The 23,680-nt window shown below is 63.4% G+C and carries 20 protein-coding genes; 14 read left to right on the top strand and 6 right to left on the bottom strand.

The features are described from left to right. Positions 1–104: 104 nt before the first annotated feature. Positions 105–299: a SlyX family protein gene (locus DL237_RS06950; RefSeq protein WP_119398333.1), complete on the bottom strand. Its 195-nt coding sequence runs from the start codon at positions 297–299 to the stop codon at positions 105–107. Between the two features lie 209 nt (positions 300–508). Here DL237_RS06950 and hisS point away from each other — a divergent pair, with 209 nt between their 5' ends. Genes hisS through hisG form a run of 3 tightly spaced genes read left to right on the top strand, consistent with a single transcriptional unit; the run spans position 509 to position 3,798 of the window. Beyond that, positions 509–1,993, top strand: coding sequence for a histidine--tRNA ligase (hisS, locus tag DL237_RS06945; RefSeq protein ID WP_119398332.1), 1,485 nt, complete (start codon positions 509–511; stop codon positions 1,991–1,993). A gap of 3 nt (positions 1,994–1,996) precedes the next feature. After that, complete coding sequence (locus DL237_RS06940) at positions 1,997–3,106, top strand: ATP phosphoribosyltransferase regulatory subunit (protein WP_119398331.1); 1,110 nt, start codon at positions 1,997–1,999, stop codon at positions 3,104–3,106. Continuing rightward, positions 3,103–3,798, top strand: a complete 696-nt coding sequence (hisG, locus tag DL237_RS06935; RefSeq protein ID WP_119398330.1) for an ATP phosphoribosyltransferase — start codon at positions 3,103–3,105, stop codon at positions 3,796–3,798. The genes DL237_RS06940 and hisG overlap by 4 nt, the downstream gene beginning before the upstream one ends. 323 nt (positions 3,799–4,121) lie before the next feature. Here the strand turns inward: hisG and DL237_RS06930 are convergent, their stop codons facing one another. Next, on the bottom strand, positions 4,122–4,550 hold the full coding sequence (locus DL237_RS06930) for a DUF1489 family protein (RefSeq protein ID WP_119398329.1): 429 nt from the start codon (positions 4,548–4,550) through the stop codon (positions 4,122–4,124). 139 nt (positions 4,551–4,689) lie between these two features. Here DL237_RS06930 and DL237_RS06925 point away from each other — a divergent pair, with 139 nt between their 5' ends. Continuing rightward, positions 4,690–6,978: an adenosylcobalamin-dependent ribonucleoside-diphosphate reductase gene (locus tag DL237_RS06925; protein ID WP_119398328.1), complete on the top strand. Its 2,289-nt coding sequence runs from the start codon at positions 4,690–4,692 to the stop codon at positions 6,976–6,978. Positions 6,979–7,223: 245 nt separating this feature from the next. Here DL237_RS06925 and DL237_RS06920 read toward each other — a convergent pair whose 3' ends face one another. Then, positions 7,224–7,943: an SDR family NAD(P)-dependent oxidoreductase gene (locus DL237_RS06920; protein WP_119398327.1), complete on the bottom strand. Its 720-nt coding sequence runs from the start codon at positions 7,941–7,943 to the stop codon at positions 7,224–7,226. Positions 7,944–8,008: 65 nt separating this feature from the next. Here DL237_RS06920 and DL237_RS06915 point away from each other — a divergent pair, with 65 nt between their 5' ends. The 4 genes from DL237_RS06915 to DL237_RS06900 all read left to right on the top strand — a co-directional run bounded on the left by DL237_RS06915 (position 8,009) and on the right by DL237_RS06900 (position 11,729). Continuing rightward, on the top strand, positions 8,009–8,638 hold the full coding sequence (locus tag DL237_RS06915) for a TetR/AcrR family transcriptional regulator (RefSeq protein ID WP_119398490.1): 630 nt from the start codon (positions 8,009–8,011) through the stop codon (positions 8,636–8,638). Positions 8,639–8,749: 111 nt separating this feature from the next. Continuing rightward, positions 8,750–9,274 (top strand): TetR/AcrR family transcriptional regulator, encoded by a 525-nt coding sequence (locus DL237_RS06910; protein ID WP_119398326.1) that lies wholly within the window; start codon positions 8,750–8,752, stop codon positions 9,272–9,274. Further along, positions 9,271–10,407 carry an MFS transporter gene (locus DL237_RS06905; protein WP_119398325.1) on the top strand — a complete coding sequence of 379 codons (1,137 nt, stop codon included), beginning with the start codon at positions 9,271–9,273 and terminating at the stop codon, positions 10,405–10,407. Before DL237_RS06910 ends, DL237_RS06905 begins: the two co-directional genes overlap by 4 nt. A 254-nt stretch (positions 10,408–10,661) precedes the next feature. Next, positions 10,662–11,729, top strand: a complete 1,068-nt coding sequence (locus DL237_RS06900) for a 50S ribosomal protein L11 methyltransferase (protein ID WP_233544900.1) — start codon at positions 10,662–10,664, stop codon at positions 11,727–11,729. 754 nt (positions 11,730–12,483) lie between these two features. On the opposite strand, the gene DL237_RS06895 is transcribed toward DL237_RS06900, so the two are convergent. The 3 genes from DL237_RS06895 to DL237_RS06885 all read right to left on the bottom strand — a co-directional run bounded on the left by DL237_RS06895 (position 12,484) and on the right by DL237_RS06885 (position 17,150). Next, positions 12,484–13,749: an MFS transporter gene (locus DL237_RS06895; protein ID WP_119398323.1), complete on the bottom strand. Its 1,266-nt coding sequence runs from the start codon at positions 13,747–13,749 to the stop codon at positions 12,484–12,486. A gap of 286 nt (positions 13,750–14,035) precedes the next feature. Continuing rightward, a complete protein-coding gene (locus DL237_RS06890) occupies positions 14,036–16,105 on the bottom strand; it encodes a methyl-accepting chemotaxis protein (protein ID WP_119398322.1) in 2,070 nt (689 codons plus the stop codon). Between the two features lie 181 nt (positions 16,106–16,286). Next, entirely contained in the window at positions 16,287–17,150 is an 864-nt protein-coding gene (locus DL237_RS06885; protein ID WP_158585599.1) for a helix-turn-helix domain-containing protein, read from the bottom strand. Positions 17,151–17,331: 181 nt separating this feature from the next. On the opposite strand from DL237_RS06885, the gene DL237_RS06880 reads away from it, so the two are divergent. From DL237_RS06880 to DL237_RS06855, 6 genes are all read left to right on the top strand, one after another. After that, on the top strand, positions 17,332–18,549 hold the full coding sequence (locus DL237_RS06880; RefSeq protein ID WP_119398320.1) for an amino acid ABC transporter substrate-binding protein: 1,218 nt from the start codon (positions 17,332–17,334) through the stop codon (positions 18,547–18,549). A gap of 65 nt (positions 18,550–18,614) precedes the next feature. After that, entirely contained in the window at positions 18,615–19,484 is an 870-nt protein-coding gene (locus tag DL237_RS06875; protein WP_119398319.1) for a branched-chain amino acid ABC transporter permease, read from the top strand. Then, positions 19,481–20,395 (top strand): branched-chain amino acid ABC transporter permease, encoded by a 915-nt coding sequence (locus tag DL237_RS06870; protein ID WP_119398318.1) that lies wholly within the window; start codon positions 19,481–19,483, stop codon positions 20,393–20,395. Before DL237_RS06875 ends, DL237_RS06870 begins: the two co-directional genes overlap by 4 nt. Further along, positions 20,392–21,120 carry an ABC transporter ATP-binding protein gene (locus DL237_RS06865; RefSeq protein WP_119398317.1) on the top strand — a complete coding sequence of 243 codons (729 nt, stop codon included), beginning with the start codon at positions 20,392–20,394 and terminating at the stop codon, positions 21,118–21,120. Before DL237_RS06870 ends, DL237_RS06865 begins: the two co-directional genes overlap by 4 nt. Then, positions 21,113–21,835, top strand: coding sequence for an ABC transporter ATP-binding protein (locus tag DL237_RS06860; protein WP_119398316.1), 723 nt, complete (start codon positions 21,113–21,115; stop codon positions 21,833–21,835). Before DL237_RS06865 ends, DL237_RS06860 begins: the two co-directional genes overlap by 8 nt. A gap of 12 nt (positions 21,836–21,847) precedes the next feature. After that, positions 21,848–23,296 (top strand): aldehyde dehydrogenase, encoded by a 1,449-nt coding sequence (locus tag DL237_RS06855; protein WP_119398315.1) that lies wholly within the window; start codon positions 21,848–21,850, stop codon positions 23,294–23,296. Positions 23,297–23,680 lie beyond the last annotated feature (384 nt).

The raw sequence follows: 23,680 nt of genomic DNA, 5'->3' as shown, positions 1-23,680 counted from the left end.
GCAAAAACCCTGAAGAAATAACCGTTCAGATACCGCTCGGATACCGTTCAGATACCGACGTGGGAATCTGGCGTTTTCAAAGGCTTAGGCGGGGTTCGGCGCGGTCAGTAATGCGGTGGCTTTTCCGACCCGGTAAAAATCGCCGCACCGCCCTCGGCCTCACGCGTCGCTTCGCGCTGCATCAGCATCTGCACCCGGCGCGTCAGCACCTCGATCTCGCCCTGCTGGCGCGCGACGGTATCGGACAGATCGTCGACCGCACGGATCAGATGCGCCAGCTTTTCTTCGATTTCCTGCATGGTCCGTCCTCCGGTTGGTGGCGCCGCAGCGGCGCAACGGGGCACATCTAGCATATGCGGGCCCGCCGTCGACCAGCCTTTGTGCTGCCCCGGCGACGCGGCGCCCGAGGGGGGTGGTTCGCAAGGGGCAGGGCGCTCTCAGCCACGCTTGCCCCCTTCGGCCCCATGGGCTATGCCCCGGGCGCACTCCAAAGGGCAAGGATCAAGCGATGGCCAAGGTGAAAAAAGCACCGCGTCCGAAGGCGGAGACCCCCAAGGGCTTCCGGGATTACTTCGGCACGCAGGTAACGGAACGCAGCGACATGCTGCGCACGATTGCCGGCGTCTACCATCGCTACGGCTTTGACGCGCTGGAAAGCTCCGCCGTGGAAACCGTTGAAGCACTTGGGAAATTCCTGCCCGACGTCGATCGCCCGAACGAAGGTGTCTTCGCCTGGCAAGAGGGCGAGGAAGAGGGCAACGGCGACTGGCTCGCCCTGCGCTACGACCTGACGGCCCCGCTTGCCCGTGTCTACGCCCAGCACCGCAACGATCTGCCCACCCCCTATCGCCGCTACGCGATGGGGCCGGTCTGGCGCAACGAGAAGCCGGGGCCGGGTCGATTCCGCCAGTTTTATCAATGTGATGCCGATACCGTCGGCGCGCCCTCCGTCGCCGCTGATTCCGAGATTTGCGCGATGCTCTCGGATTGTCTCGAAGAGGTCGGTATCCCGCGTGGTGACTACCTGATCCGGGTCAACAACCGCAAGGTGCTGAACGGCGTGTTGGAGGCCATGGGCCTGACCGATGACAGTCAGCGCGACGCCGTGCTGCGCACCATCGACAAGTTCGACAAGGTGGGTGAAAACGGCGTGCGCGCGCTGCTGGGCAAGGGTCGGCTCGATGCCTCCGGTGCGTATATCGATGGTGTCGGCCTGAGCCCGGAACAGGCCGAACCCGTGCTGGCCTTCCTGACCTCCAAGGGTGCTGATGCCTCTGAAACGCTGGATAATCTGCGGTCTGCCATCGGCACCTCTGAGGTCGGAGCGGAGGGTGTGGCCGAGCTGGCCGAGATGGCCGCGCTGCTGGCCGCCCAAGGCTACGGCACCGACCGGATCGAGATTGATCCGTCGGTCGTGCGTGGTCTGGGCTACTATACGGGGCCGGTTTTCGAAGCTGAACTGACCTTCGAAATGCTTGACGAGAAAGGCCGCAAGCGGCAGTTCGGGTCAGTCGCAGGCGGTGGCCGCTACGACGATCTGGTCAAGCGGTTCACGGGGCAATCCGTGCCCGCAACCGGGGTGTCCATCGGCGTCGATCGTCTGCTTGCCGCGCTGCATGCCAAGGGCCGCATCACTTCGGACGCGCAGGGGCCCGTCGTCGTCACCGTCATGGACCGCGAGCACATGGCGGACTATCAGTCGATCGTGGCCGAACTGCGCCAGGCAGGTATCCGGGCCGAGGTTTATCTGGGCAACCCGAAGAATTTCGGTAACCAGCTGAAATATGCGGATAAACGAGGATCTCCGGCGGCGGTGATCGCGGGAGGAGATGAGCGTGCGCGTGGCGTCGTGCAGGTCAAGGACTTGATTCTAGGTGCAAAAATCGCGGAAAACGCAACGCTGGAGGAATGGAAGGAACGCCCCTCGCAGTACGAGGTGCCGCGCGATCAGCTGGTCGCGAAGATCCGCGATATCCTGGCGGGGCAGGGCTGAGACATGGCCAACCGGACACCAGAAAAGGCGCAGGTGAAAGCCTGCGCGGCAGCCCTGCGCGAGGGCTTTGAAGCGGCGGGCGCCGTGCCGGTCGAGGCACCCGTGTTGCTGTCGGCCAGCGCGCTGCTGGATCTTTACGGCGAGGACATTCGTGCCCGCGCCTATACGACCTCCGATATTCTGCGGGGCGAGCAGATGCTGCGCCCGGATTTCACGGTGCCGGTGGTGCAGATGCACATGGCCCAAGGGGCCGAACCGGCGCGCTATACCTATGCGGGCGAAGTGTTCCGCCGTCAGGAAGAAGACGAGGCCCGCGCCAATGAATACCTCCAGGTTGGTTTCGAAATCTTTGACGGAACGGACCCTGCCGCGGCTGATGCCGAAGTTTTCGCCCGCGTGCAAAGCGCTGTTGCGCCGCTGAACCTGAAGGCGACGACCGGCGACATCGGCATACTGATGGCAGCGGTCGAGGGGCTGGAGACGTCGGAGGCGCGCAAGGCCGCGCTGTGGCGGCATATCTGGCGGCCCGCGCGCTTCAGGGCGCTGCTGGAACGCTATGCCGGGCGGCACCCGGTCCCCGTGGCGCGCAAGGTGCTGCTGACGTCTGATGATCCGTTCCGCAATGCGGGGCCTGAAATCGGCATGCGCAGCCGCGACGAGGTTGCCGCGCGGATCGAGGCATTGCGGGCCGATGCCGCGACGCCACCGATCCCGAACAGCGACGTGATGCTGATCGAGGCGATCCTGAAAGTGCGCGAAACACTGCCCTTTGCGTTGGAACAATTACGCGACATTGCCGTCGACATGCCCGCGATTTTGCAGGCGGTGGAACGGCTTGCGCGGCGAATGGACGCGATAGCAGCGCATGGGATCGACGTTCAGGCGCTGGAATTCGAGGCGGCCTTCGGGCGCACGCACATGGAATATTACGACGGCTTCGTCTTTGGTTTCGTGGTCGAGGGGCGGCCCGATCTGCCCCCCGTGGCGACCGGTGGGCGCTATGATGCGCTGACGCGGGTGCTGGGCCGTGCCGAGGGGCGCCCCGAAGGCATCCCCGCCGTGGGCGGCGTGATCCGCCCCGGCATGGTCGTGGAACTGGGGGGCTGGGCATGAGCATCAAGCTGGGCGTGCCGTCCAAGGGGCGGTTGATGGAGAAGACGTTCGACTGGTTCCGCGCCCGTGGCGTGGTGCTGGGGCGCGCCGGGTCCGACCGTGAGTACGCTGGAAAAGTCGAAGGTATCGAAGGGGTTGAGCTGGTTCTGCTGTCCGCCGGGGAGATTCCGCGCGAGTTGACGGAGGGTCGCATTCACCTGGGCGTCACCGGCACCGACCTGGTGCGCGAAAAGCTGGGGCACTGGGAACAGCGTGTCGAGGAAATGGCCGAGCTGGGCTTTGGCCATGCCGACCTGATCATCGCCGTGCCGCAGGCCTGGGTGGATGTCGATTGTCTGGATGATCTGGACGCGGCGGCAGCAGCCTTTCGGCGGCACCACGGGTTCCGTCTGCGAATTGCGACGAAATATCATAGGCTTGTGCGCGAGTTCCTGAAGGAAAATGGCGTCGCGGATTACCAGCTGGTCGACAGCCAGGGCGCGACCGAGGGCACCGTCAAGAACGAGACGGCGGAGGCCGTGGCCGATATCACCTCGACCGGCGAGACGCTGCGCGCCAACCATCTGAAGATCCTGTCCGACGGGCTGATGCTGAAAAGCCAGGCAACTCTGTTCCGGTCGCGTGCGGCAGCGATGGATGACGAGGAGCGTGCGGTGATGACGGCACTGGTGGCACGGCTGGGTCTGGACTGAGACCGCCAGCTTCGCAGGCCGCCGCCGTGGTTAAGCGTTCCTGCCGGTGGCGGACGGCGCGTCGGTGGGCCTGCGGTGCGACTCGGCTGATCAGCCTTGGTTAACAGGGAAAAGCGGTCGTTTTGAACGTCGGTATCCTGACGGTACATGGACGGCATGTGAGCGGTGCGAAAACACCGCATCCGGTAAATCCTAACGCACCGTGCGGTGCTCGCAGGGGCGGGAGGCGATAGAGGTTGGCGTCGTGGGTGCGAAGGGTCGGCCGGATCAATCGTGCAGCCGGGATCAGCCGCTACGGTGGCACGTTGTCGCCAGTGGCCGTGTCAGATGACGCCGATTTCCGCCAATGCCGCGTTCAGTTCGGGCGGCAGGGCGTCGTCGTCGGCGCGGGTGCCGGACAGATCGACAGGCGAATCCTCGGGCTTGAGATAGCGCCAGCCCTGAAACGGGCGCTTGGTCGAGGGCGCGACGCGGATCAAGTCCGGGTCCAGCACGATGGCGCAGCGGCGTATGCCGTCGCCCCGATCCGCCTCGTCCAGGCGCAAGATCCGCTGACGCGCCTGTATTTGCCCCTTGATCACCCAGTAAATGCTGCCACCATCAAGCAACTCCGCTTCGCGCTTGGGCCACATGCGGGTGACATGGCGGGGCAGGCCATCGGTGGTACGCGCCATTGCGGTGGTCTGCCACGCTGCAAGATCCTCGACGCTTTCGGTGCCGACGCTGAGCTTGATGAGGTTTGTATGAGACATGCGCATTTCTCTAGGGAAAGTATTGTTGTACACGGGGATGCGCAAAATGTGGTATGCTGCGTCTTGACCCGTGACCACATACGATACTAAACGCTGATCTTCGAATGCTCAACCCGCCCCTTCTGCCAAAGGAACTGCGATGACCCGCTTTGCCGCCCCGATTGCCGAACAAGTCTGGGATATGAAATACCGTTTCAAGGATGCGGACGGTGCGCCCATCGACCGCACCGTCGAGGACAGCTGGCGCCGCATCGCCCGCGCCCTTGCCGCCGTCGAGGAGGACAAGGAGACTTGGGAACAGCGATTCTATGGCGCGCTTGAGGATTTCAAATTCCTGCCTGCGGGGCGGATCACGGCGGGGGCGGGCACCGCGCGGCGCGTGACGTTGTTCAACTGCTTTGTCATGGGCACCGTGCCCGACAGCATGGGCGGCATCTTCGACATGCTGAAAGAGGCCGCGCTGACGATGCAGCAGGGCGGCGGTATCGGTTATGACTTCAGCACCATTCGTCCCAAGGGCGCGGATGTGAAGGGCGTGGCGGCGGATGCCAGCGGCCCGCTGAGCTTCATGGATGTCTGGGACGCGATGTGCCGCACGATCATGAGCGCGGGGTCGCGCCGGGGCGCGATGATGGCGACAATGCGTTGCGACCACCCCGATATCGAACAGTTCATCGCCGCCAAGAGCGACCCGGCCCGCCTGCGCATGTTCAACATGTCGGTGCTGGTGACCGACCCGTTCATGGATGCGGTCAAGGCCGATGGCCCGTGGGACCTGAAGTTCGGCGACAAGGTGTACCACACCCTGCAGGCGCGCGACCTGTGGAACACGATCATGCAGGCGACCTACGATTATGCCGAGCCGGGCGTGATCTTTATCGACCGCATCAACCAGGCCAACAACCTGGCCTATTGCGAGACGATTGCCGCGACGAACCCCTGCGGTGAACAGCCCCTGCCGCCCTATGGCGCCTGCCTGCTGGGATCGGTGAACCTGTCGCGGCTGGTCAGCGCCCCGTTTACCGAAAACGCCGCGCTGGATATCGAGGCGCTGGATGACCTGGTGCGCATGGCGATCCGCATGATGGACAACACCGTCGATGCCTCGGGTTTCCCGCTGGAGGCGCAGCGCCGCGAGGCCGAGGCAAAGCGCCGGATCGGTCTGGGTGTCACCGGCCTGGCCGATGCCCTGCTGATGCTGGGCCTGCGCTATGGCAGCGACGAAGCCGCGGCGCAGACCGAAGCCTGGTTGCGGGCGATCGCGCGTGCCAGCTACCTGGCCTCGGTCGATCTGGCCAGGGAAAAGGGTGCGTTTCCGCTGTTCGACAAGGACGCCTACCTGGCCTCCGGCACGATGCAGCAGATGGACGAGGACGTGCGCGACGCTGTCGCCGCCCATGGCATTCGCAACGCGCTGCTGACCAGCATCGCGCCGACCGGGACGATCAGCCTGTACGCGGGCAACGTGTCGTCGGGGATCGAGCCGGTGTTCGCCTATGAATACACCCGCAAGGTCCTGCAAAAGGACGGGTCGCGCACCGAGGAGAAGGTCGTCGATTACGCGGTGAAGATGTGGAAAGACCTCAAGGGCGACGCGCCCCTGCCGGATTACTTCGTCAACGCCCAGACGCTGGCCCCGCTGGAGCATGTCAAGATGCAGGCGGCGGCGCAGAAGTGGATCGATTCAAGCATTTCCAAGACGATCAACTGCCCCGAGGACATCGGTTTCGATGACTTCAAGGAGGTCTACATGGCCGCCTGGGATCAGGGCTGCAAAGGTTGCACCACCTATCGCCCGAACGATGTGACGGGATCGGTCCTGACGGTCAGCGAGACCAAGGAAGAGGCCAAGCCCGCCATGCCCGAAGAGGGGGGCGAGGTTGTCTACATGGACATGGCCGATCCGCTGGACCGTCCGCAGGCGCTGGAGGGCAACACCTACAAGCTGAAGTGGCCCGACAGCGAACATGCGATCTATATCACGATCAACGACATCGTGATCAGCGGCCATCGCCGTCCCTTCGAGGTGTTCATCAACTCCAAGAACATGGAGCATTACGCCTGGACCGTCGCGCTGACGCGGATGATCTCGGCCGTGTTCCGCCGGGGGGGCGATGTGTCCTTCGTGGTCGAGGAGCTGAAAGCGGTGTTCGATCCGCGCGGTGGTGCCTGGATCAAGGGCAAGTACATCCCGTCGATCCTGGCGGCGATCGGTGGCGTCATCGAGCGTCACATGATCGAGACGGGGTTCATCGCGGGCGAGGGGCTGGGCCTGAAGGCCGATCCGACCGCCTCGGTCGTCGGCCTGAACGCGGGCGGCACCAGCCACAACCGCGGCAAGGCCTGCCCGAGCTGCGGCCAGTACACCCTCCAGATGGTCGAGGGCTGCATGACCTGCACCTCCTGCGGTCACAGCAAGTGCGGCTGAAGATCTGGGGGGGGAGTCAGAGAAAGCAGATGAATGCGCAAACGGAAGCATAAGTCTGCGCAAGGGGTGTCAAGGGCGAAACGTACCACCTCGTGCCCTTCGGCTGCTCTCTGAAGGACGGTGATAGAGGCGCTGGAGCAGACGCTCCGGCGCCTTTTGTTTGCGTAGCGGCGCTCGGACCAGATGACGGACTGTCTGGTCGAGGTCGACAGCGCCTGCTTTGGGGCACTGTCAGTCGTGGGGGCTCACCACGGGGTCATGCCGTCCGGCTCGACGAACCGGCCGCTGTCTTCGCCGCCGAGCGCATATTGAACCGGCAGCCGCGCGCCTTCCTCGGGCGTCATGACGCCGAACCCGGTCAGGTCCGTCTTGACGAAGCCGGGGCTGACCGAATTTACCCTGATGCCGATTCCTTTCAATTCCTCGTGCAGTTGCACCGTCAGCATGTTCAGCGCGGCCTTGGAAGCGTTGTAACCGATGTACTGTTGCGAATAGTAGGTCGAGGTGGGATCGCCGTTCAAGTTCAGCGAGGCGAGCGAGGTCGAAATATTGACAATCCGCCCCTCGGGGGCGGCTTTGAGCAGGGGCAGCATGGCCTGGGTCACCGCCAGGGTGCCGATAAAGTTCACCTCCATCACCCGGCGGACCGCTTTGATCGAGGCCTTGCTGGGCACGGCATCGTCGAAATCGAAGATGCCCGCGTTGTTCACCAGCACGTCGAGCCGTCCGTGAACCGCCTGTAGCTGGGCGGCTGCTGCTGCGTGTGTTTCGGGGGTGTCGAGGTCGAGCGCCACGGTCGTCGCCGTCAGGCCGTGTTGCGCCAGCGCGGCCACGGCCCCGGCCCCTCGGGCGGCGTCGCGCGCGCCGATGACGACCTGCAAACCGGCCTCGGCCAGTTGTCGGGCGATCTGTAGTCCGATGCCCTTGTTGCCGCCTGTGACGAGGGCAATGCGTTGCTTTGTCATTTGTCTTTTCCTTTTCATCTGATGCCCTCAGGATATGAAGGAACCTTCAGCTTTTGGATTCGCATATGACCCGCGCCCCGAAGCCGGCCCTTAAGGCCCGCAAGACACCGATGCAGAGCCGTTCGCGGGTGACCGTGGACGCGATTTTCGAGGCGACCATTCAGGTTTTGCTGCGTGACGGGATGGGGGCGCTGACCACCACGCGGGTGGCCGAGCGGGCAGGGGTGTCGGTGGGAACGATGTACCAGTATTTTCCCAACAAGCAGGCGCTGGTCTACGCCCTGAACGAACGCTACCTCGACACGCTGGCGGGCCGGATCGAAGCAGTCTGCGCGCGGATGCAGGGTGCGCCGTTGGCCAAGATGGCGGAGGCGCTGGTCGACGCCTACTGGGCGGCAAAGACCGAGCGGGCAGAGGTGACGCGTGCGCTCTACCGTTCGGTGGTGGAGCTGGACAATGACGCGCTGCTCCATGCCTTTGCCGCGCGCGCCGATGCGGCCACCACGGCAATGTTCGCCACCGCCTGTGATGGCGCAGTCGAGGACGTGGACGCGCTGAACCTGACGCTGGCTTCGGTGATTTACGGAACGGTGCGCAATGCGTTCGAGCGGGGGCTGACGGACAGCGAGGCGCGCGTGCTTCGCGGCAATCTTGTCGCGATGTGCCGCGCCTATATCTGCACGTTCTCGGGCTGAGGCACGCGCGGTCCTGTCGCCGGGGCGGGGCATGAGATCTGCGGTCAGGGGTTGAAGTGTAAAATGATCATTTTACACTTGTTGGCAGGAAATGCTGACGGAGGCCGCACCATGAACCTGTCCACGAAACTGATCACCGCCGCCGAACGCCTGTTCGATCGGCATGGGTACACGGCGACCGGAATGGATCGGCTGATACAGGCTGCGGGCATGTCGAGCCGTACCCTCTACAAGCACGCGGGCAGCAAGGCGCAGCTGATGGCAGACGTATTGGGGGCACGCGATCGACGCTTCATGGCCCGGCTGGAGGTCGGCAGCGTGGATGCGCTGTTCGCGGCGCTGGAGGACTGGGTGCGCGTCGAGGGTACGCGTGGTTGCCTGTTCCTGCGAGCCTTGGCCGAGACCGGCGGCGACACGCCCGAGATCGCCGAGGCCGTGGCGGCCCACAAGGCGGCTTTTTCAGAGCGGATCGCGCAGGTCGTGGCGGCAGATCTCGGGCGTGAGAACCCGCGCCTGGCCGAACAGGTTCTGGTGCTGTTCGAGGGCGCCACCCACGCGGGGATCTATCGCGGGGCGGAGGCCGTCTCTGCCGCGCGTGAGGCGGCTGCGGTGCTGCTCGAGGGGGCGCGACGATGAGCCCGGCCATGCGCATCGGAGCCCTGGGTTTTGGCCTGATCGCGGTCTGCTACGGCCTTGCCCGATTTGCCCTCGGCCTGTTCCTGCCGCAGATCGACGCCGAGCTGGGGCTGGGACCGACGATAAGCGGCGTGATCTCGGGTGGATCGTTCGCGGGCTACTGCGTGGCGATCATCGCATCGGCGGCCCTGACAGAGTGGCTGGGCGCACGGGTCGTCGCAGCGGCCGCCGCCATGGTCGCGGCCATCGGCATGGCGGGTATCGCGCTGGCGCCAACACCGATCCTGCTGGCCGTTGCCGTGCTGGTGGCCGGATCAAGCACGGGCCTTGCCTCGCCGCCCATGGCAGCGGCGGTCGAGGCGGCTGTGCGCAAGGGCCGGCAGGACATCACCAACACCGCCATCAACGCCGGGACGAGCGCGGGGGTGGCCCTGTCGGGGCCGGTGGCGCTGGCTATGGCCGGGCAATGGCGGCTGGCCTTCGGTCTGTTTGCCGTGCTTGCCGCGCTGCTGGCGCTGGCGGCGGCCCGGGGGCTGCCGCCAGCGCGGCGGGCGCAGGGCGCGGGCGGCTTGCCTGCGGTCAGTTCACCGCTTCTTCGGCTGGTCGCGGCGTCCTTCCTGATGGGTGCGGCCAGCACCGCAGTCTGGTCGTTTGGCGGGCAGGTCGTGGCCGCGCGGCTGGGATGGGGGCCAGCCGGCACCGGCTGGCTCTGGAGCTGCATCGGTGCCGGCGGAATAGCGGGGGCCTGGGCGGGCACACTGATCCGGCGCTTCACGCTCGACCGGGTGCACCTGGCGTTCCTGGGGGTGATGTCGTTGGCCACCCTCGCGATGGGATCGGGCTTTGCCACACCTGCGATGGCGCTGGCGGGAGGGGCGCTTTTCGGGGCGGCCTACGTGACGTTGACGGGGGTCTACCTTGTCTGGGGCGTCGGGTTGTTGCCCGACCGCCCGGCAACTGGCCTGATGGTCGGATTCCTGACAATTGCCATCGGGCAGACGCTCGGGGCGCCGGTGTTCGGGCTGCTTTTGGCCGGACCCGGAGCCTCGTTGGCGATCACCTGTTTCGCTGTCCTGGCGTTGCTGGCCGGGCTGTTTCGTTATCGCGCGCAGGGCAAGACAGTGCCGGGATAAGACGTGAAAGTGAGCGCGGCAAGGGAACCCCGCCCGGGATCGCAAAATCCTGCACAGCCTCTTTCGCGGCGTCGCGTCCATAATTCGCGCGGTCTTTTACCATATTTTATCCGGGTGGCCGCTATTCCGGGGTCCACGCAATTCCTTAGAACGAGGACGATTGAACAGTGGTTACAAACCTTGCGGCCCCCCGTCATCACGAACACGATTTTCCGCAGCACGTTGGGCGCGCCGCCGAACGCGAGGCAGATCACCTGGTCGAGACTGCGAAGCTTGAGCCACTGACCGATGGCGGCCTGCGGACTGCTGAACTGCTTTCGCGCGCCCTGAGCAAGGACCCCCATCATCACGAAGCGCAGATCCTGCTTGAACGGCTCTACCAGATGTTCGTCCCTCGGTGGCATTTTCCGATGCTGGCGGATGAGGGTCGCAATCACGCCTATGCAGCGGCCATCAGGGCGAAGGTCAGGCCCGGTGATGTCGTGCTCGACATCGGCTGCGGGGCAGGGCTGACGGCGATGCTGGCGGCGCGCGCCGGTGCCAAACATGTCTACACCTGCGAACAACAGCCTCTGATCGCCCAGGCCGCCGTTCGGGTCATCGAGGCAAACGGATTGGCCGACCGCATCACGGTTATCCCAAAGATGTCGCACAACCTGATCGTGGGTCCTGACCTGCCGGAGCAGGCGGATGTCGTGATTTCCGAAATCGTCGATACCCTTCTGCTGGGGGAGGGGGCGCTCGCCACGCTTGAACATGCCATGCGGCACCTGGCCAAGCCCCATGCACGCGCCATTCCTGAACGCGGCACCCTGATGGCGCAATTGGTGGAAAGCGACAAACTGCTCAGCCTCTGGCGTCCTCGGTCAGCCGAGGGGTTCGATTTGTCCGAATTCCACCACTTCGCCACCGTTGCCAGGATCACGCCAAGCGACTTCGCAACCTGTGGGCTAACGCCCTTGGGCCCGGCGTCGGAGCTGTTTCGGTTTGACTTCATGCGCCCGGACACGAACCCGCAGTGCACGACGGAAGACCTGGCATGTTCTGTCGGGGGCACGATCCACGCCGTTTTTGTATCTTTCCAGATGGACCTTGCGCCGGGCATCCGGTTGACGAACAACCTGCGGTCTGGCGGGCATTGGGGAAGAACGGCCTTTTTGCTGGAAAATCCGATGCCTTCCACGCCGGGGGACCTGTTGCGAATAACGGCGCGACATGATGCGTCTCAGTTCAGCTTGTCAGCACGCAAGGGCCCCGCAGGCCCGGATGCGACATATTCAGATGGCAAGGATCGTACCGTGATCTGGATGGAACGTGCCTGAGATCGCTACACTTCTTTCGGTCACCGACGATGCGCCGCTGCATTGACCGGGGCGGTTGCGCAGGTCACGCCACCCGATCGGACTTTCGCAGGGGGCGACGTCACGGGTTTTCCAGTCGTCGGCGAATGCCCGGGATGAGCGGTATCGGCATTGAAAATCGTCGGCCCCTGTTCCGGATGTAAGAGCGCCGATCGGGCGCGCGGAACATCAGGCTGGCGATATGCACCAGCCACCACCTTTGAGCGGCGAGGCGCGTCAAGAGAGGCTGTATCTTGTCCGAAGTGATCTTGCAGGATTTGCCACATGTCCAGTTCCGGCGTGGCTGGCGCGAGGGTGTCGGGACCCTTGCCATCAGCGCTGCATCGGGCAGCGGACCAGTTGAAGCGCACCGATCTTGGGATGTGAAACTGTTTAGATCATGTTGCGCTGCAAGAAGCGGCTGTCGGTTCGGGCCCGGCACTGGCCGATGGGCGCGAGACTCGGGAAACGCGCGCAGAGATCGCATCGTTTCCGCCCGGCAGGCTTCGTCCCGCCGGTTGGCATGATCTGATCCGGTTAGTGCAGGCTTCGGGCCTGGTTTTGTGGGGCAGGTCGGCCCGGCCCTAAAGGGCTTGCTGCATTTTCGGGGCGAAGCCGTGTTGACGGACCCGACGTGCGCGGCGACCTGCAAGGGTACACCGGCCCGCCGCACCGGACCAGACATTGAAGGTTTGCGGTCTGCTTATCGGGGCGAGAGACGCAAGCTCCGTTTGGATCAGTCTTGGGACAGGTCTTGCGGGTCGCCCTCGGCATTTCCCACGGCCCAGGCACCTGCGGCCTCGACGACGACGGGGGAGCTGGTGGGCAGGACGTTCAGATAACTTTCCGTGTCCTCTACCGGCAACGCTGCGCGTTGCGTCATGCGGTAGAGCGCGTAGGCGGCGATCACGATGAATGTGGTCCCCAGGACGAGCCAGAAGGCGTGTGGCCCGAGGCTCTGCATGGCCCAGCCTGTGGTGAGGGGGCCGGCGATGGCCCCCAGGCCGAAGGTAAAGACGAGCCCCCCAGAGGCCGCTGGCATATCCTCTGCCGAGAGGGCATCGTTGGTAAAGGCCAGGAGCAGCGCATAGAGGGGAGTGGTGACCCCGCCCGCAAAGAACGCGGCGATCATCAACGGCCAGAGGCTGCCGGTCGCGATCCAGCCGATTGCACAGGAAAGGGCCCCCAGCACGGCCGCGCCAAAGATCAGCTTGCGCCGATCCATCTGGTCCGACAGCCAGCCAATAGGGTATTGCAAAACCAGCGCGCCGGCGAAAAGCATCGCGATGAACAGCGCGATCTGCGCGGGTGACATGCCAATCTGGGTGCCGAAGACCGCGCCCATGCCTGACTGTGTCGCGTATATGCTGCCCAGCAAAAAGATACCCACCGTGCCGAGGGGAGACCCGGAAAACAGCGCCTTCAGGGGCATCGGCCGGGTGACCTCTACGGTCGGGACGGGCGTGATGGACAACAGGATCGGCGCGAAGGAGATCGAAACAAGGATCGAGGCACCGATGAACAGAGCCGAAGTTGCCGCATCGCCCAACGTCAAAAGGCCCTGCGCACCAATGATCCCCAACGTCTGCGCGATCATGTATGCCGACAGGACCTTGCCGCGCGTGTCATTTGTCGCGGCGTTGTTCAGCCAGCTTTCAGCCGTGACATAGACCCCTGACATGCAGAACCCGACAAGCAGGCGAAGCACGGTCCAGGCAATCGGATCAGTCAGCAGCGGAAACGCGATCAGACCTGCCGACATGAAACTGCCAAGCGCGGCAAAGACCCGCACGTGGCCGACACGACGGATCAGCAATGGGGTCATCCGCGCGCCCGAGAGAAAGCCCATGAAATAACCGGAGGTGACAATGGCCAGCTGTGCGGCCGAAAACCCCTCGATCCCGCCGCGCAGACCAATCAGGGTAAAGTGCATGCCGTTGCCAAGCATGATCAGGACAATGCCCAGCAAAAGGGCCCAGACGCCGGACAGTACCTTGATCATTTGACTATGCTTTCGCGGGGTGCGGGGGGTTGCGTTGCCGCAGTCTAAGCACGGACCTTACGCGCCGCGCCGTACCACCTGCGTCGCAACTGGGGTCCTTTTCGACATGAGGCCAATGGGCCTGCGATGCGGCCGCCCTTCCAGGGGGGTGGCAGATTGCGCACGGGGCGGGCGTGTATCAGGAAAGCGGTGAATGCTCGACCGGCGTGTCGTCGATGCTCGGTGCGTGCAGAAAACTCGCGCTTTTGGGGGAGGAGGCCGTTTGGGCGACAGCGTCGTCGCGCGATCATGCCGAGAGAGGCATCTGGCCGGAGATTGCCGCGCCGCCGCGCGGCAGCGCCTTGGTGCGGAAAGCACTGGCGGAATTTTTCAAGGCATTCGCCTCGGCCTGAAGGGCGTAGACGGAGGCGTTGGTTTCTTCGAAGGCTGCGACATTGCGTTGGGATATGCGATCGAGATCCCTTGTCGCCTTGGAAATCTCCTCGATTCCGCTGGCCGTCTCATCGGAGGCTGTCACGATCTGGCGGATCTGTGTCGTCGCGACGTCGATGCCGCCTACGATGTCCTGAAATGCCTCGCCTGATGCCTTTACGAGGTCGACACCGCGTCCGATGTTTATGCCCGAGGTCTTGATCAGATCTGCGATTTCCCCCGCCGCGACCGCCGACCGCTGCGCGAGGGCGCGAACTTCGGTCGCAACCACGGAAAAGCCTCGACCGGCCTCGCCGGCGCGGGCGGCTTCGACCCCTGCATTCAATGCCAGTAGGTTGGTTTGAAAAGAAATTTCGTCAATCACGTGAAGGATTTTTCCGATAGCGTCCGAAGATGTCTGAATAGCATCCATCGCCGCGACGGCCCGTCTGACCACGTCGTGACCGGACTTCGCGCCCTCTGAAATGCCTTCGACCGAAACACAGGCCGTTTTGGCGAAGTCAGCGGCGGCCTGCACGGTTTCGGACATGTTGGCGAGACGCAGTGACGTGTTTTCCAGCATGGCGGCATTGTCTTCGGACCGCTTTGCAAGGTCGCTGGTGACCAGGGCAATTTCGCGCGACGAAGCGTCCACCGTTTCAGAAGACTCGGAAATGCCGGACAATGTCCGGCCCAAGGTCTCGGAGGCGGTGTTCATTTCGGTCGCGATCTCGGCGAAAATACCGGAGAAATTGTCGGGCATGTGCTGTGTCAGATCCCCTGCGGCCAGTTGCTGCAAACCTGTCAGCACGGCGCCCAGCCCCTTGTTCGCGGCTTCGCCCACCTTGTTGAGACCATCACAGACCTCGGCGAAGACGCCATCCTTGTCGTCCGTGCGCAGGGATTTGGAAAAATCGCCAGCAGCACAGGCGCGCACGACTTCGCCGATATCCTGTACGATCACGCGCTCACGTGCGCGTTGCTCTTGCAATTCGGCCTCCCTCCGGGTCGCCTCGCGGGCCTGCGCCTGAGCCTCTTCAAGGGCGGCCTGTTCCAGGGCATGACGTTCTTGCTGTTCCTGCAATTGTTGGTGCTCTTCCCGCTCCTTTGTGGCGCGGGTCTCGGCCAGGTTGTGACGAAAGGCATCGAGCGCGCGGGCCACGGGGCCGAGTTCATCCGATCTTTGCGGGTCGAGCTTGCCCTGGGTTTGCTGGGTGCCTTCGGTCATGATGGCGGTGATGTCGTCATCCAGATCGCGAAAGCTGTGCGAGAGATTGCGAAACAGAGCCAGGACGCCAACGGCCGTGGCGGTTGCGGCAAGCACGGTGAATATGACCAGTTGCCAAATAAGCCGCGTATTGGCGGCGGTGACATCTTCGGTGATCGAGTTCAGTTGCGTCGCAAGCATGATACGATGCTCTTCCATGACAGCGAGCAGGCCATCCATGGCGTTCCCCATGACCTCGGCCACCGTATCAAATTCTGACATCTGGGGGTTTCCCCCCTCAGGGCCGGAGGCGATATAGGCCTGCGCCATTTTCTTGCCACCCTCGTAAAAGGATGGGAACGCTTGGGAAATATTGTCCAGCGCGATGCCGACGTCGACAATTCCCAGGAAATTCGCGTACTGGCGCGCAAGGGCGACGTCGGTTTCGAAGGCATCGGCGAAGATCTGCGCCTCGGCAAAACCGTCATCGAAACCCGGTGCTGCGCGGGTTGCGGAAATGTCGGTCAACCATTGCTGGACCTGGATCACGTCGGTCTTGATGTCCTTTACAGCGGAAAAGAGCGGCATCAGGTTTTGCGTGATCGATTGCGACAGGTGCGCGCTTTGTTCCATCCGCGCGTTCTGCGCGACGAGCAACAGGATCGCGGTCAGGATCCCACCCCATGCCAGAACGGTTACCAGCGTGAAAACGCCAAATATCTTTCTTTTGATGGTCATGGCGGACTGGTCCCGACGTCAATGAAAAGGCTCCCGAGCTACAGCTGAATTTCATACATCGATTATTTTTCCGTGAACTGCCGCAGGACGCATCGCGGCCCCCTCGGTCGAAGCGCACGGGAACACAGGGTGGAGCGTCGCACGCGTGCAGGGCCGCGTCACAGGTCGTTCGGCTCGGCCGTCAGGGCCAGGCTGCGAAGGATTGCGGGGGCGCATCTTCGGAACGACGAAAGGCGCCGGGGTTTTGCCCGGTTTCGCGCTTGAAAAACCGTGTGAAATAGGCCGGATCGACAAAGCCCAGGCGAAAGGCCACCTGCGAGACAGGCATCCCCGTATTCGCCAGAAGCTCCATCGCTTCGCGGATCAGCAGTCGGTGCAGATAGGCCTGGGGCGGCAAACCCGTGGCCCGTTTTACGGCAGAACCGAGCCGGTCGCGGCTTACGTTCAGGTCGCGCGCATAGTCGTCGATGGGACGGTGATCGCGGACACGTTGTGCAGCCAGCAGGATGAAGCGTTCTGACAACCCCTGTGGCGCGCCCCCAAGGTTGACAAGGTCCCGCCGCGCCAGTCGCCAGAGCTGAAGGACCAGCAGTCCCAGGTAGTGTGAGGTCGCGATATCGGTGCCGTGTTCGCCGCTTTTGCGTTCGTGCACGAACCCTTCCAGCAGCCTGACCACGGAAGAAGAGGATTCCGCCGCGAGATCGAGATCCTGAGAGATCGTGCGTTGCATCTGTGCGCCGATCGGCGTGGTTGGAAGGGATTGGATCAGGGTTACCTGCGGGATCGACAGCAGCGTGCCACGGGCACCGATTTCCGCAATCAGTTCACGCCCCGCGCCGTCAGCCCACCACAACAGACGTGGTCCGTTACTCTCCAATGTCGTGTCGCCGTCGCCCTGTCGCAGGTGGACGGTGCCATGCCCAAGCCAGAGCAGATGCGACGTGCCGGAGGCCAGCCCGAAAGCGATGCGGGACAGTGGGCTCTTGATCTGGTGCAGCCCCGGTGTGGAGCGGCGCGGTCTGGCGGGGCGGAGCATGTGCGGCATGAGCATTCGTGCCAATCAATTGCGCTTCAATCAAGCAAAAGTACAAAAAATGGCCGCAAGAATACATTTATATGCGTGAGCGGGCAGATATACCTTTGACGTCAGCCCCGAAGACCCGCGCCAAGCGGCACCTCGGGGCGACAGCAGGTCGCCTTTGGTGGTGATCACAAGGGAGGAAATTATGACACGTATTTCGCGGCGCGCTGCCCTGCGCGCGCTCTCCATTTGCATGACATCGACTCTTGCGTTTGGTGCCGGTTCCGCGCTGGCGCAGGATGGGCCGGTGAAGATCGGATATGCAGTGGCCCGGACCGGCCCGAACGCCACGGGCGCGGGAATTACCACGATTCCCAACTACGAACTTTGGGTCGATACGGTGAACAAGGCCGGCGGGCTGACGATGCCTGACGGATCGCAGAGAATGATCGAAGTTGTGGAATACGACAACCGGTCAGCCAACGAAGACCTTGTCCGATCGATCGAAAGGCTCGCCACCCAGGACAAGGTCGATCTGATCCTGCCGCCCTGGGGAACGGGGGGCAACCTGGCGATTGCGCCGCTGATGGCGCGGTTCGGCTATCCGCAGCTTGCCGTCACGGCGGTGACGGACAAGGCGCCGGATTTTGCCGCGCGTTGGGACCGCAGTTTCTGGATGCTGGGGGGAGGACATGATTATGCCGGTGGCCTGGTTGACGTTTTGACCAAGGCGCGTGACGCGGGCACGATCAACAACAAGGTCGCCGTTGTCTCCGTCGCGGATGGCTTCGGGATCGACCTGATTACCGGCGCGCGTCCGGCCTTTGCCGAGGCGGGGTTCGAGCTGGTCTACGACAAGACATATCCACTGGGTACCTCGGACTTTGCCGCGATCATGAGCGAAGCTCAGGGATCTGGCGCGGATAGTTTCGTGGCATTTTCCTATCCCCCCGGTTCGTTCGGCATGACCAAGACGGCCCAGTCGATGAACTATAACCCGGCGGTCTTCTATATCTCGGTCGGCGGCGCGTTCCCGATCTATCCGGGGGTCGCGGACGGCAAGGCCGAAGGGGTCATGGCCATCGGCGGCGTCGACGCTGAAAGCCCGGCCATCCAGGAGTATTTCACCCGTCACACGGCGTTCGTCGGAAGCCCCCCCGACAGCTGGGCATCGGCCATCACCTATGCGTCGTTGGAGATGCTGGCGCAGGCGATCGAACGGGTCGGTCTGGACCATGCGGCCCTGGCCGAGGAGTTGTCAGGAGGGACGTTCGAAACTGTCGTGGGTGAGGTCAAGCTGGAGGACAACCAGTTGCGCGATCTCTGGTGGATCGGGCAATGGCAGGGCGATGCGTTTCGCGCAATCGGCCCGGCCGACAAGACAGGTGCAGCCACGCCGATCATCCCCAAACCGGAGTGGTGAGTTAACAATACCCGCGCCGCAATGGCGGCGCGGGTTGATATTGCTCCTGCCAATCGAGGTTACCAATGCTTTCCACGACACTGATCCTCGGCCTTGTGCTGGGGGGCACCTATGCGCTGCTGGCGCTTGGGCTGACCCTGCAATACGGGATCGCCCGCATCATGAACCTGGCCTATGGCGAATTCACCCTGATCGCCGCCTTTCTGGTGGTCGCGTCGTTTCAACATCTGGGGGTCCCGCCCTTGGTGGCCTTGCCGTTCGTCACCATCGCCGGATACGGGTTCGGCTGGCTGTTGTATCAGGTCATGATGCGACCGCTCGTGGCGCGTTCGGGTTCCAGTGGGCGGCTTGAGGTCGACAGTATCCTTGCCACGTTCGGTCTGCTGTTCCTGATACAGGGCGTGCTGCTGGTCGGGTTCGGCGCGAACTTTACCTCCATATCCTACCTGGATCGCGGCATCGACGTCCTCGGCGTCTCGGTTGCGCTGAACCGGCTGATCGCCTTTGCCATCTGCGTGCTGGCGGGTGGCGCGCTCGTGGTTGCGCTGCAAAAGACGCGGTGGGGCCTGATCATGCGCGCTGTGGCTCTGACGCCGGGGTCGGCGCCCCTGGTCGGGATCGATGTCAATCGGGTGGCCCGTCAGGGGTTCGCGATCGGTTCCGCTCTGGCCGCGACTGCAGGGGCGTCAATTTCGATGTACCAGACCTTTTCCGCGACAGGCGGCGTGGTTTTCACGATGAAAGCATTGGTCATCGTGATCATGGGCGGGGTCGGGAATGTCCCCGGCGCACTGGCGGCTGGTCTTGCCCTTGGCCTGCTTGAAACCTTCGTGGCCACGGCCATTGATCCGGGCCTGACACTTGCCGCGACCTTTGCGATCTTTCTGCTGGTCTTGCTGTGGCGACCGCAGGGCCTGTTCGGAGCGCGCACATGAGCAGGATCATCCTTCCACTGATCGGCCTTGCCCTGCTGGCAATCGTGCCCCTGATCGTGACGGACTATGGTCTCGGGCTGCTGATCGGGGCGGCCACCTATGTCACGCTGGCCTCGGCTTGGGCGCTGTTTTCAGGCCAGACGCATTATATCTCGCTGGCGACGGTCGCATTTTATGGCACCGGTGCATATACCGTCGCCGTACTGAACGAAACTCTCGGCTACGGCGCGGTGCTGCTGTGTGCCGCACTGATCGGCGGGACAATCGCGCTGGTCGTTGGCCTGGCCACGCTGAGGCTGCGTGGGGTCTATTTCGTCATCTTCAGCTTCGGTCTGGCCGAACTCGTCCGGCAGCTGATCACGTGGTACGAGGTCAATGTCACCGGAACGCTTGGCCGCTATATCTTTCTGGATATCACCACGCGCCAGATCTATTGGCAGATGCTCGGGCTTGCGGCGATCACGATTGCGCTGACTGCGTGGATCCATCGCTCAAGGCTGGGAATGGCGCTGAGGGTCATCGGGGACGACGAGACCGTGGCGGCCCATTCCGGTATCAACCTGGCCCGGGTCAAGCTGCTGGCCTTCGTGCTGTCCGCGGTCATCCTGACGCTGGCCGGGGCCATTACCTCGCCCAGGTATGTGTATGTGGAACCGTCGATCGTGTTCAACCCGACGATCAGCTTTCTGACGGTCATCATGGCTCTGCTCGGGGGGGCGAACCGACTGTGGGGGCCGACGCTGGGTGCGGTGCCGCTGTTCCTGATCTTTGAATGGCTGTCTTCGAACTTTCCCGATTCATACCCGATCCTGCTGGGCCTGCTGTTCATCGGCGTCGTCTTTCTGGTTCCGAATGGCCTGATCGCAAGCACCGAGCGGCTTTTGGGCAAGGCGAAAGGGGCAAGAGGATGAGCTTTCTTGAAATCGACAGGGCCGTAAAGCAATTCGGCGGATTGCGCGCGGTCAGCGACGTGTCATTCACCCTGGAAAAGGGAGAGGTCGTCGGATTGCTGGGGCCGAACGGATCTGGCAAGACGACCCTGATCAACCTGGTTTCGGGTGCCTTGCCCGCGACCAGTGGCGATATACGGCTGGATGGATTGCGCCTGACCGGCCTGAGCCGGGATCGGATTGCGCGCGCGGGCGTCGCAAGGACGTTCCAGCTGGTTCGGACCCTGCCATCGTTGAGCCTGGTCGAAAACGTCATGATCACGGCCGTTTTCGGGCGGCACGCGCATTGGGGCGCCGCAGCGCGTCGTGTCGCGCTCGGCGCGCTGGAAATGGTTGGTTTGTCCGACAGGGCCGGGGTCGCCGCAGCTGACCTGACCTATATCGACCAAAAGCGGCTGGAGCTTGCCCGGGCGCTTGCCGCAGAGCCGGAAATCCTGCTGCTTGATGAATGGTTGGCCGGGTTGAACCCGACCGAGCTTGCCGAAGGAGTCGCGCTTATCCGCACTCTGCATCAGGGCGGGCTGACGATCCTGATGGTCGAACATATCATCGACGCCGTGCGCGCGCTGTGCCCCCGTGTCGTGGTGATGAATTCCGGTGAATTGATCGCGGACGCCCCGACGGACATTGCGCTGGCCGATCCCATGGTGGTCAGCGCGTATCTTGGGGGAGAGGTCGATGCTTGAGATCAGAGACCTGACCATCGCCTACGGCAAGCATATCGCATTGGATCGTGCCACGCTGAACGTGGCGCAGGGCACCATGGTCGCAATCCTGGGCGCGAATGGTGCGGGCAAGTCATCTCTCCTCGGGGCGATCGGGGGACGGGTGCAACCCACGGCAGGTGAAATCGTGTATCGGGGCCAGTCGCTTCTGGGTCGTCCCGCGCATCTGCTTGTCGAGCAGGGGATCGCCCTGGTTCCCGAGGGGCGGGGCATCTTTCCGGGCTTGTCGGTGCTGGATAATTTGCGTCTGGGGGCCATTGCGAAACGGGCAGCGACAGGTGCGAATGCGCAGATGGAAGAGGTGTTCGCGCTATTTCCCAAGCTGGCACAGCGCCGGAGCCAGTTGGCCGGCACAATGTCAGGTGGCGAGCAGCAGATGGTGGCGATCGGCAGGGCGCTGATGTCGAAACCCGATTTGCTCTTGCTGGACGAGCCATCGCTGGGCCTCGCCCCGATTGTCGTCAAGGAAGTCTTTGCGGCGTTGTCGCGAATCCGGGAAACCGGACTGACCATCCTGATCGTCGAACAGAATGCCCGCGCCACGCTGGAGCTGGCCGACTTTGCCTACCTCATGGAGGTTGGGCGCATTTCAGGGGCCGGGCCCGCATCCCAGATCAAATCCGACCCTGCCGTGGTGCGCGCCTTTCTGGGCGGAACCCTGGCGAAAACAAGGTAACAGGAGACACTGATGGAAAAGCTGAACCTCTATATCAACGGAACTTACACCGCGGCCGAAGGCGACCGAAGCTTCACCCTGGCGAACCCGGTGACCGGCGATGTGGTGACCGAGGCGGCGGCGGCCTCTCTCGGCGATGTGGCGCGCGCGGTGGACGCGGCTGCAAGTGCCTTTGCCACCTGGTCTGTGACTTCTCCCGGAGAGCGGCGGCACACATTGCTGGCGGCGGCGAAAAATCTGACGGCGCGTGGTGATGATATCGTTCAGGCGATGAAGGAGGAAATCGGTGCGACCGAGGCCTGGGGCCGGTTCAACGTGATGCTGGCCTCCGAGATGCTGGTTGAGGCGGCATCGCTGACGACCCAGATCAAGGGGGAGGTCATTCCGTCGAACCGGCCCGGTTCAACGGCCATGGCGATCCGTCAGCCAGCCGGTGTCGTTCTGGCGATGGCGCCCTGGAACGCGCCTGTGATCCTTGGGGTGCGCGCCATCGCGACACCGCTGGCCTGCGGCAATACCGTGGTCATGAAAACGTCCGAGCTTTGCCCCAGGGTTCATTCGCTTATCGTCGAAGCGGTTGCGGAGGCCGGGTTGCCGGCGGGTGTGTTGAACGCCATTTCGAACGCCCCGGACGAGGCCCCGGAGATTGTCGCGGCGCTGATCGAACACCCGGCAATCCGCAGGATCAACTTCACCGGCTCGACTCGTGTCGGGCGGGTCATCAGCGGGCTGGCGGGGCGCAACCTGAAACCGGCCCTGCTGGAGCTTGGCGGCAAGGCCCCGATGATCGTTCTGGAAGATGCAGATGTCGATGCGGCGGTGGCGGCCGCGGCCTTTGGCGCCTTCATGAACCAGGGGCAGATCTGCATGTCGACCGAGCGGATCATCACCGTGGGCGAGGTCGGGGACCGTTTCGTCGAGGCCTTTTCGGCCAAGGTCCAGACGCTGACAGCGGGCGATCCCCGCGACGGCAATACCCCATTGGGATCGCTGGTCAATATGGCCGGTGCGGACCGTATCCGCGCCCTGACGGCCGATGCTGTCGACAAGGGCGCGACCCTGATTGCGGGAGGGGGGAAGGGCACGATCCTGAACGCCGCTGCATTGGATCACGTCACGCCGGAGATGCGGATTTATACCGAGGAAAGCTTTGGCCCGGTTGTTGCCATCATCCGCGCGGGTTCTGTCGACGAGGCCATCCGCATAGCGAATGAAAGCGAGTTTGGCCTGTCAGCGGCGGTGTTCAGCCGTGATACGATGGCGGCGCTGGCGGTGGCAAAGCGCATTGAAAGCGGCATCTGTCACATCAACGGCCCGACGGTCCATGACGAAGCGCAGATGCCCTTTGGGGGGGTGAAAGCCTCAGGATATGGTCGGTTCGGCGGGATTTGGGGGATAGACGAGTTTACCGAACTGCGCTGGATCACGATGCAGGACGGTGCGTTGAAATACCCGATCTGATCGGACACCGGTTTCGTTCGGGCAGCGGCGCAAAAGGCCGGACCTGCGGGCCGTGATCGAGTTCGGGGTTCGTGGCCATTCAGCATCGGGGCCACGGGTGTCGGCAACCGCGGGACAGGTGTGATCACGCGCGCTGGAATGCGTGACCGGAGGGCCCGCCGTTTTGCGCGAGGGGGCAGGGCCGTTGCTGGCCCGAGGTCGATGCGGCCTCGGGCCCCGGGGGATGTCGGGGCGTGGGACAGAGGCTGTTGGCGGAGGGTCGGTAAGGGGGTGTCGGTATTCGCGGGCTAAGTGACTGATATCGCTAGATTCGAACGTCGGTATTTGAACGGTATCAGAACGGTTTCCGAACGGTGTGAAAGTCCGGAATTTCGCGGGGCGGCG

Origin of the sequence: Pseudooceanicola sediminis (genome assembly GCF_003575965.1) — a bacterium.
Classification (GTDB): domain Bacteria; phylum Pseudomonadota; class Alphaproteobacteria; order Rhodobacterales; family Rhodobacteraceae; genus Pseudooceanicola; species Pseudooceanicola sediminis.
This window is presented reverse-complemented; position numbering and strand designations above follow the sequence as displayed.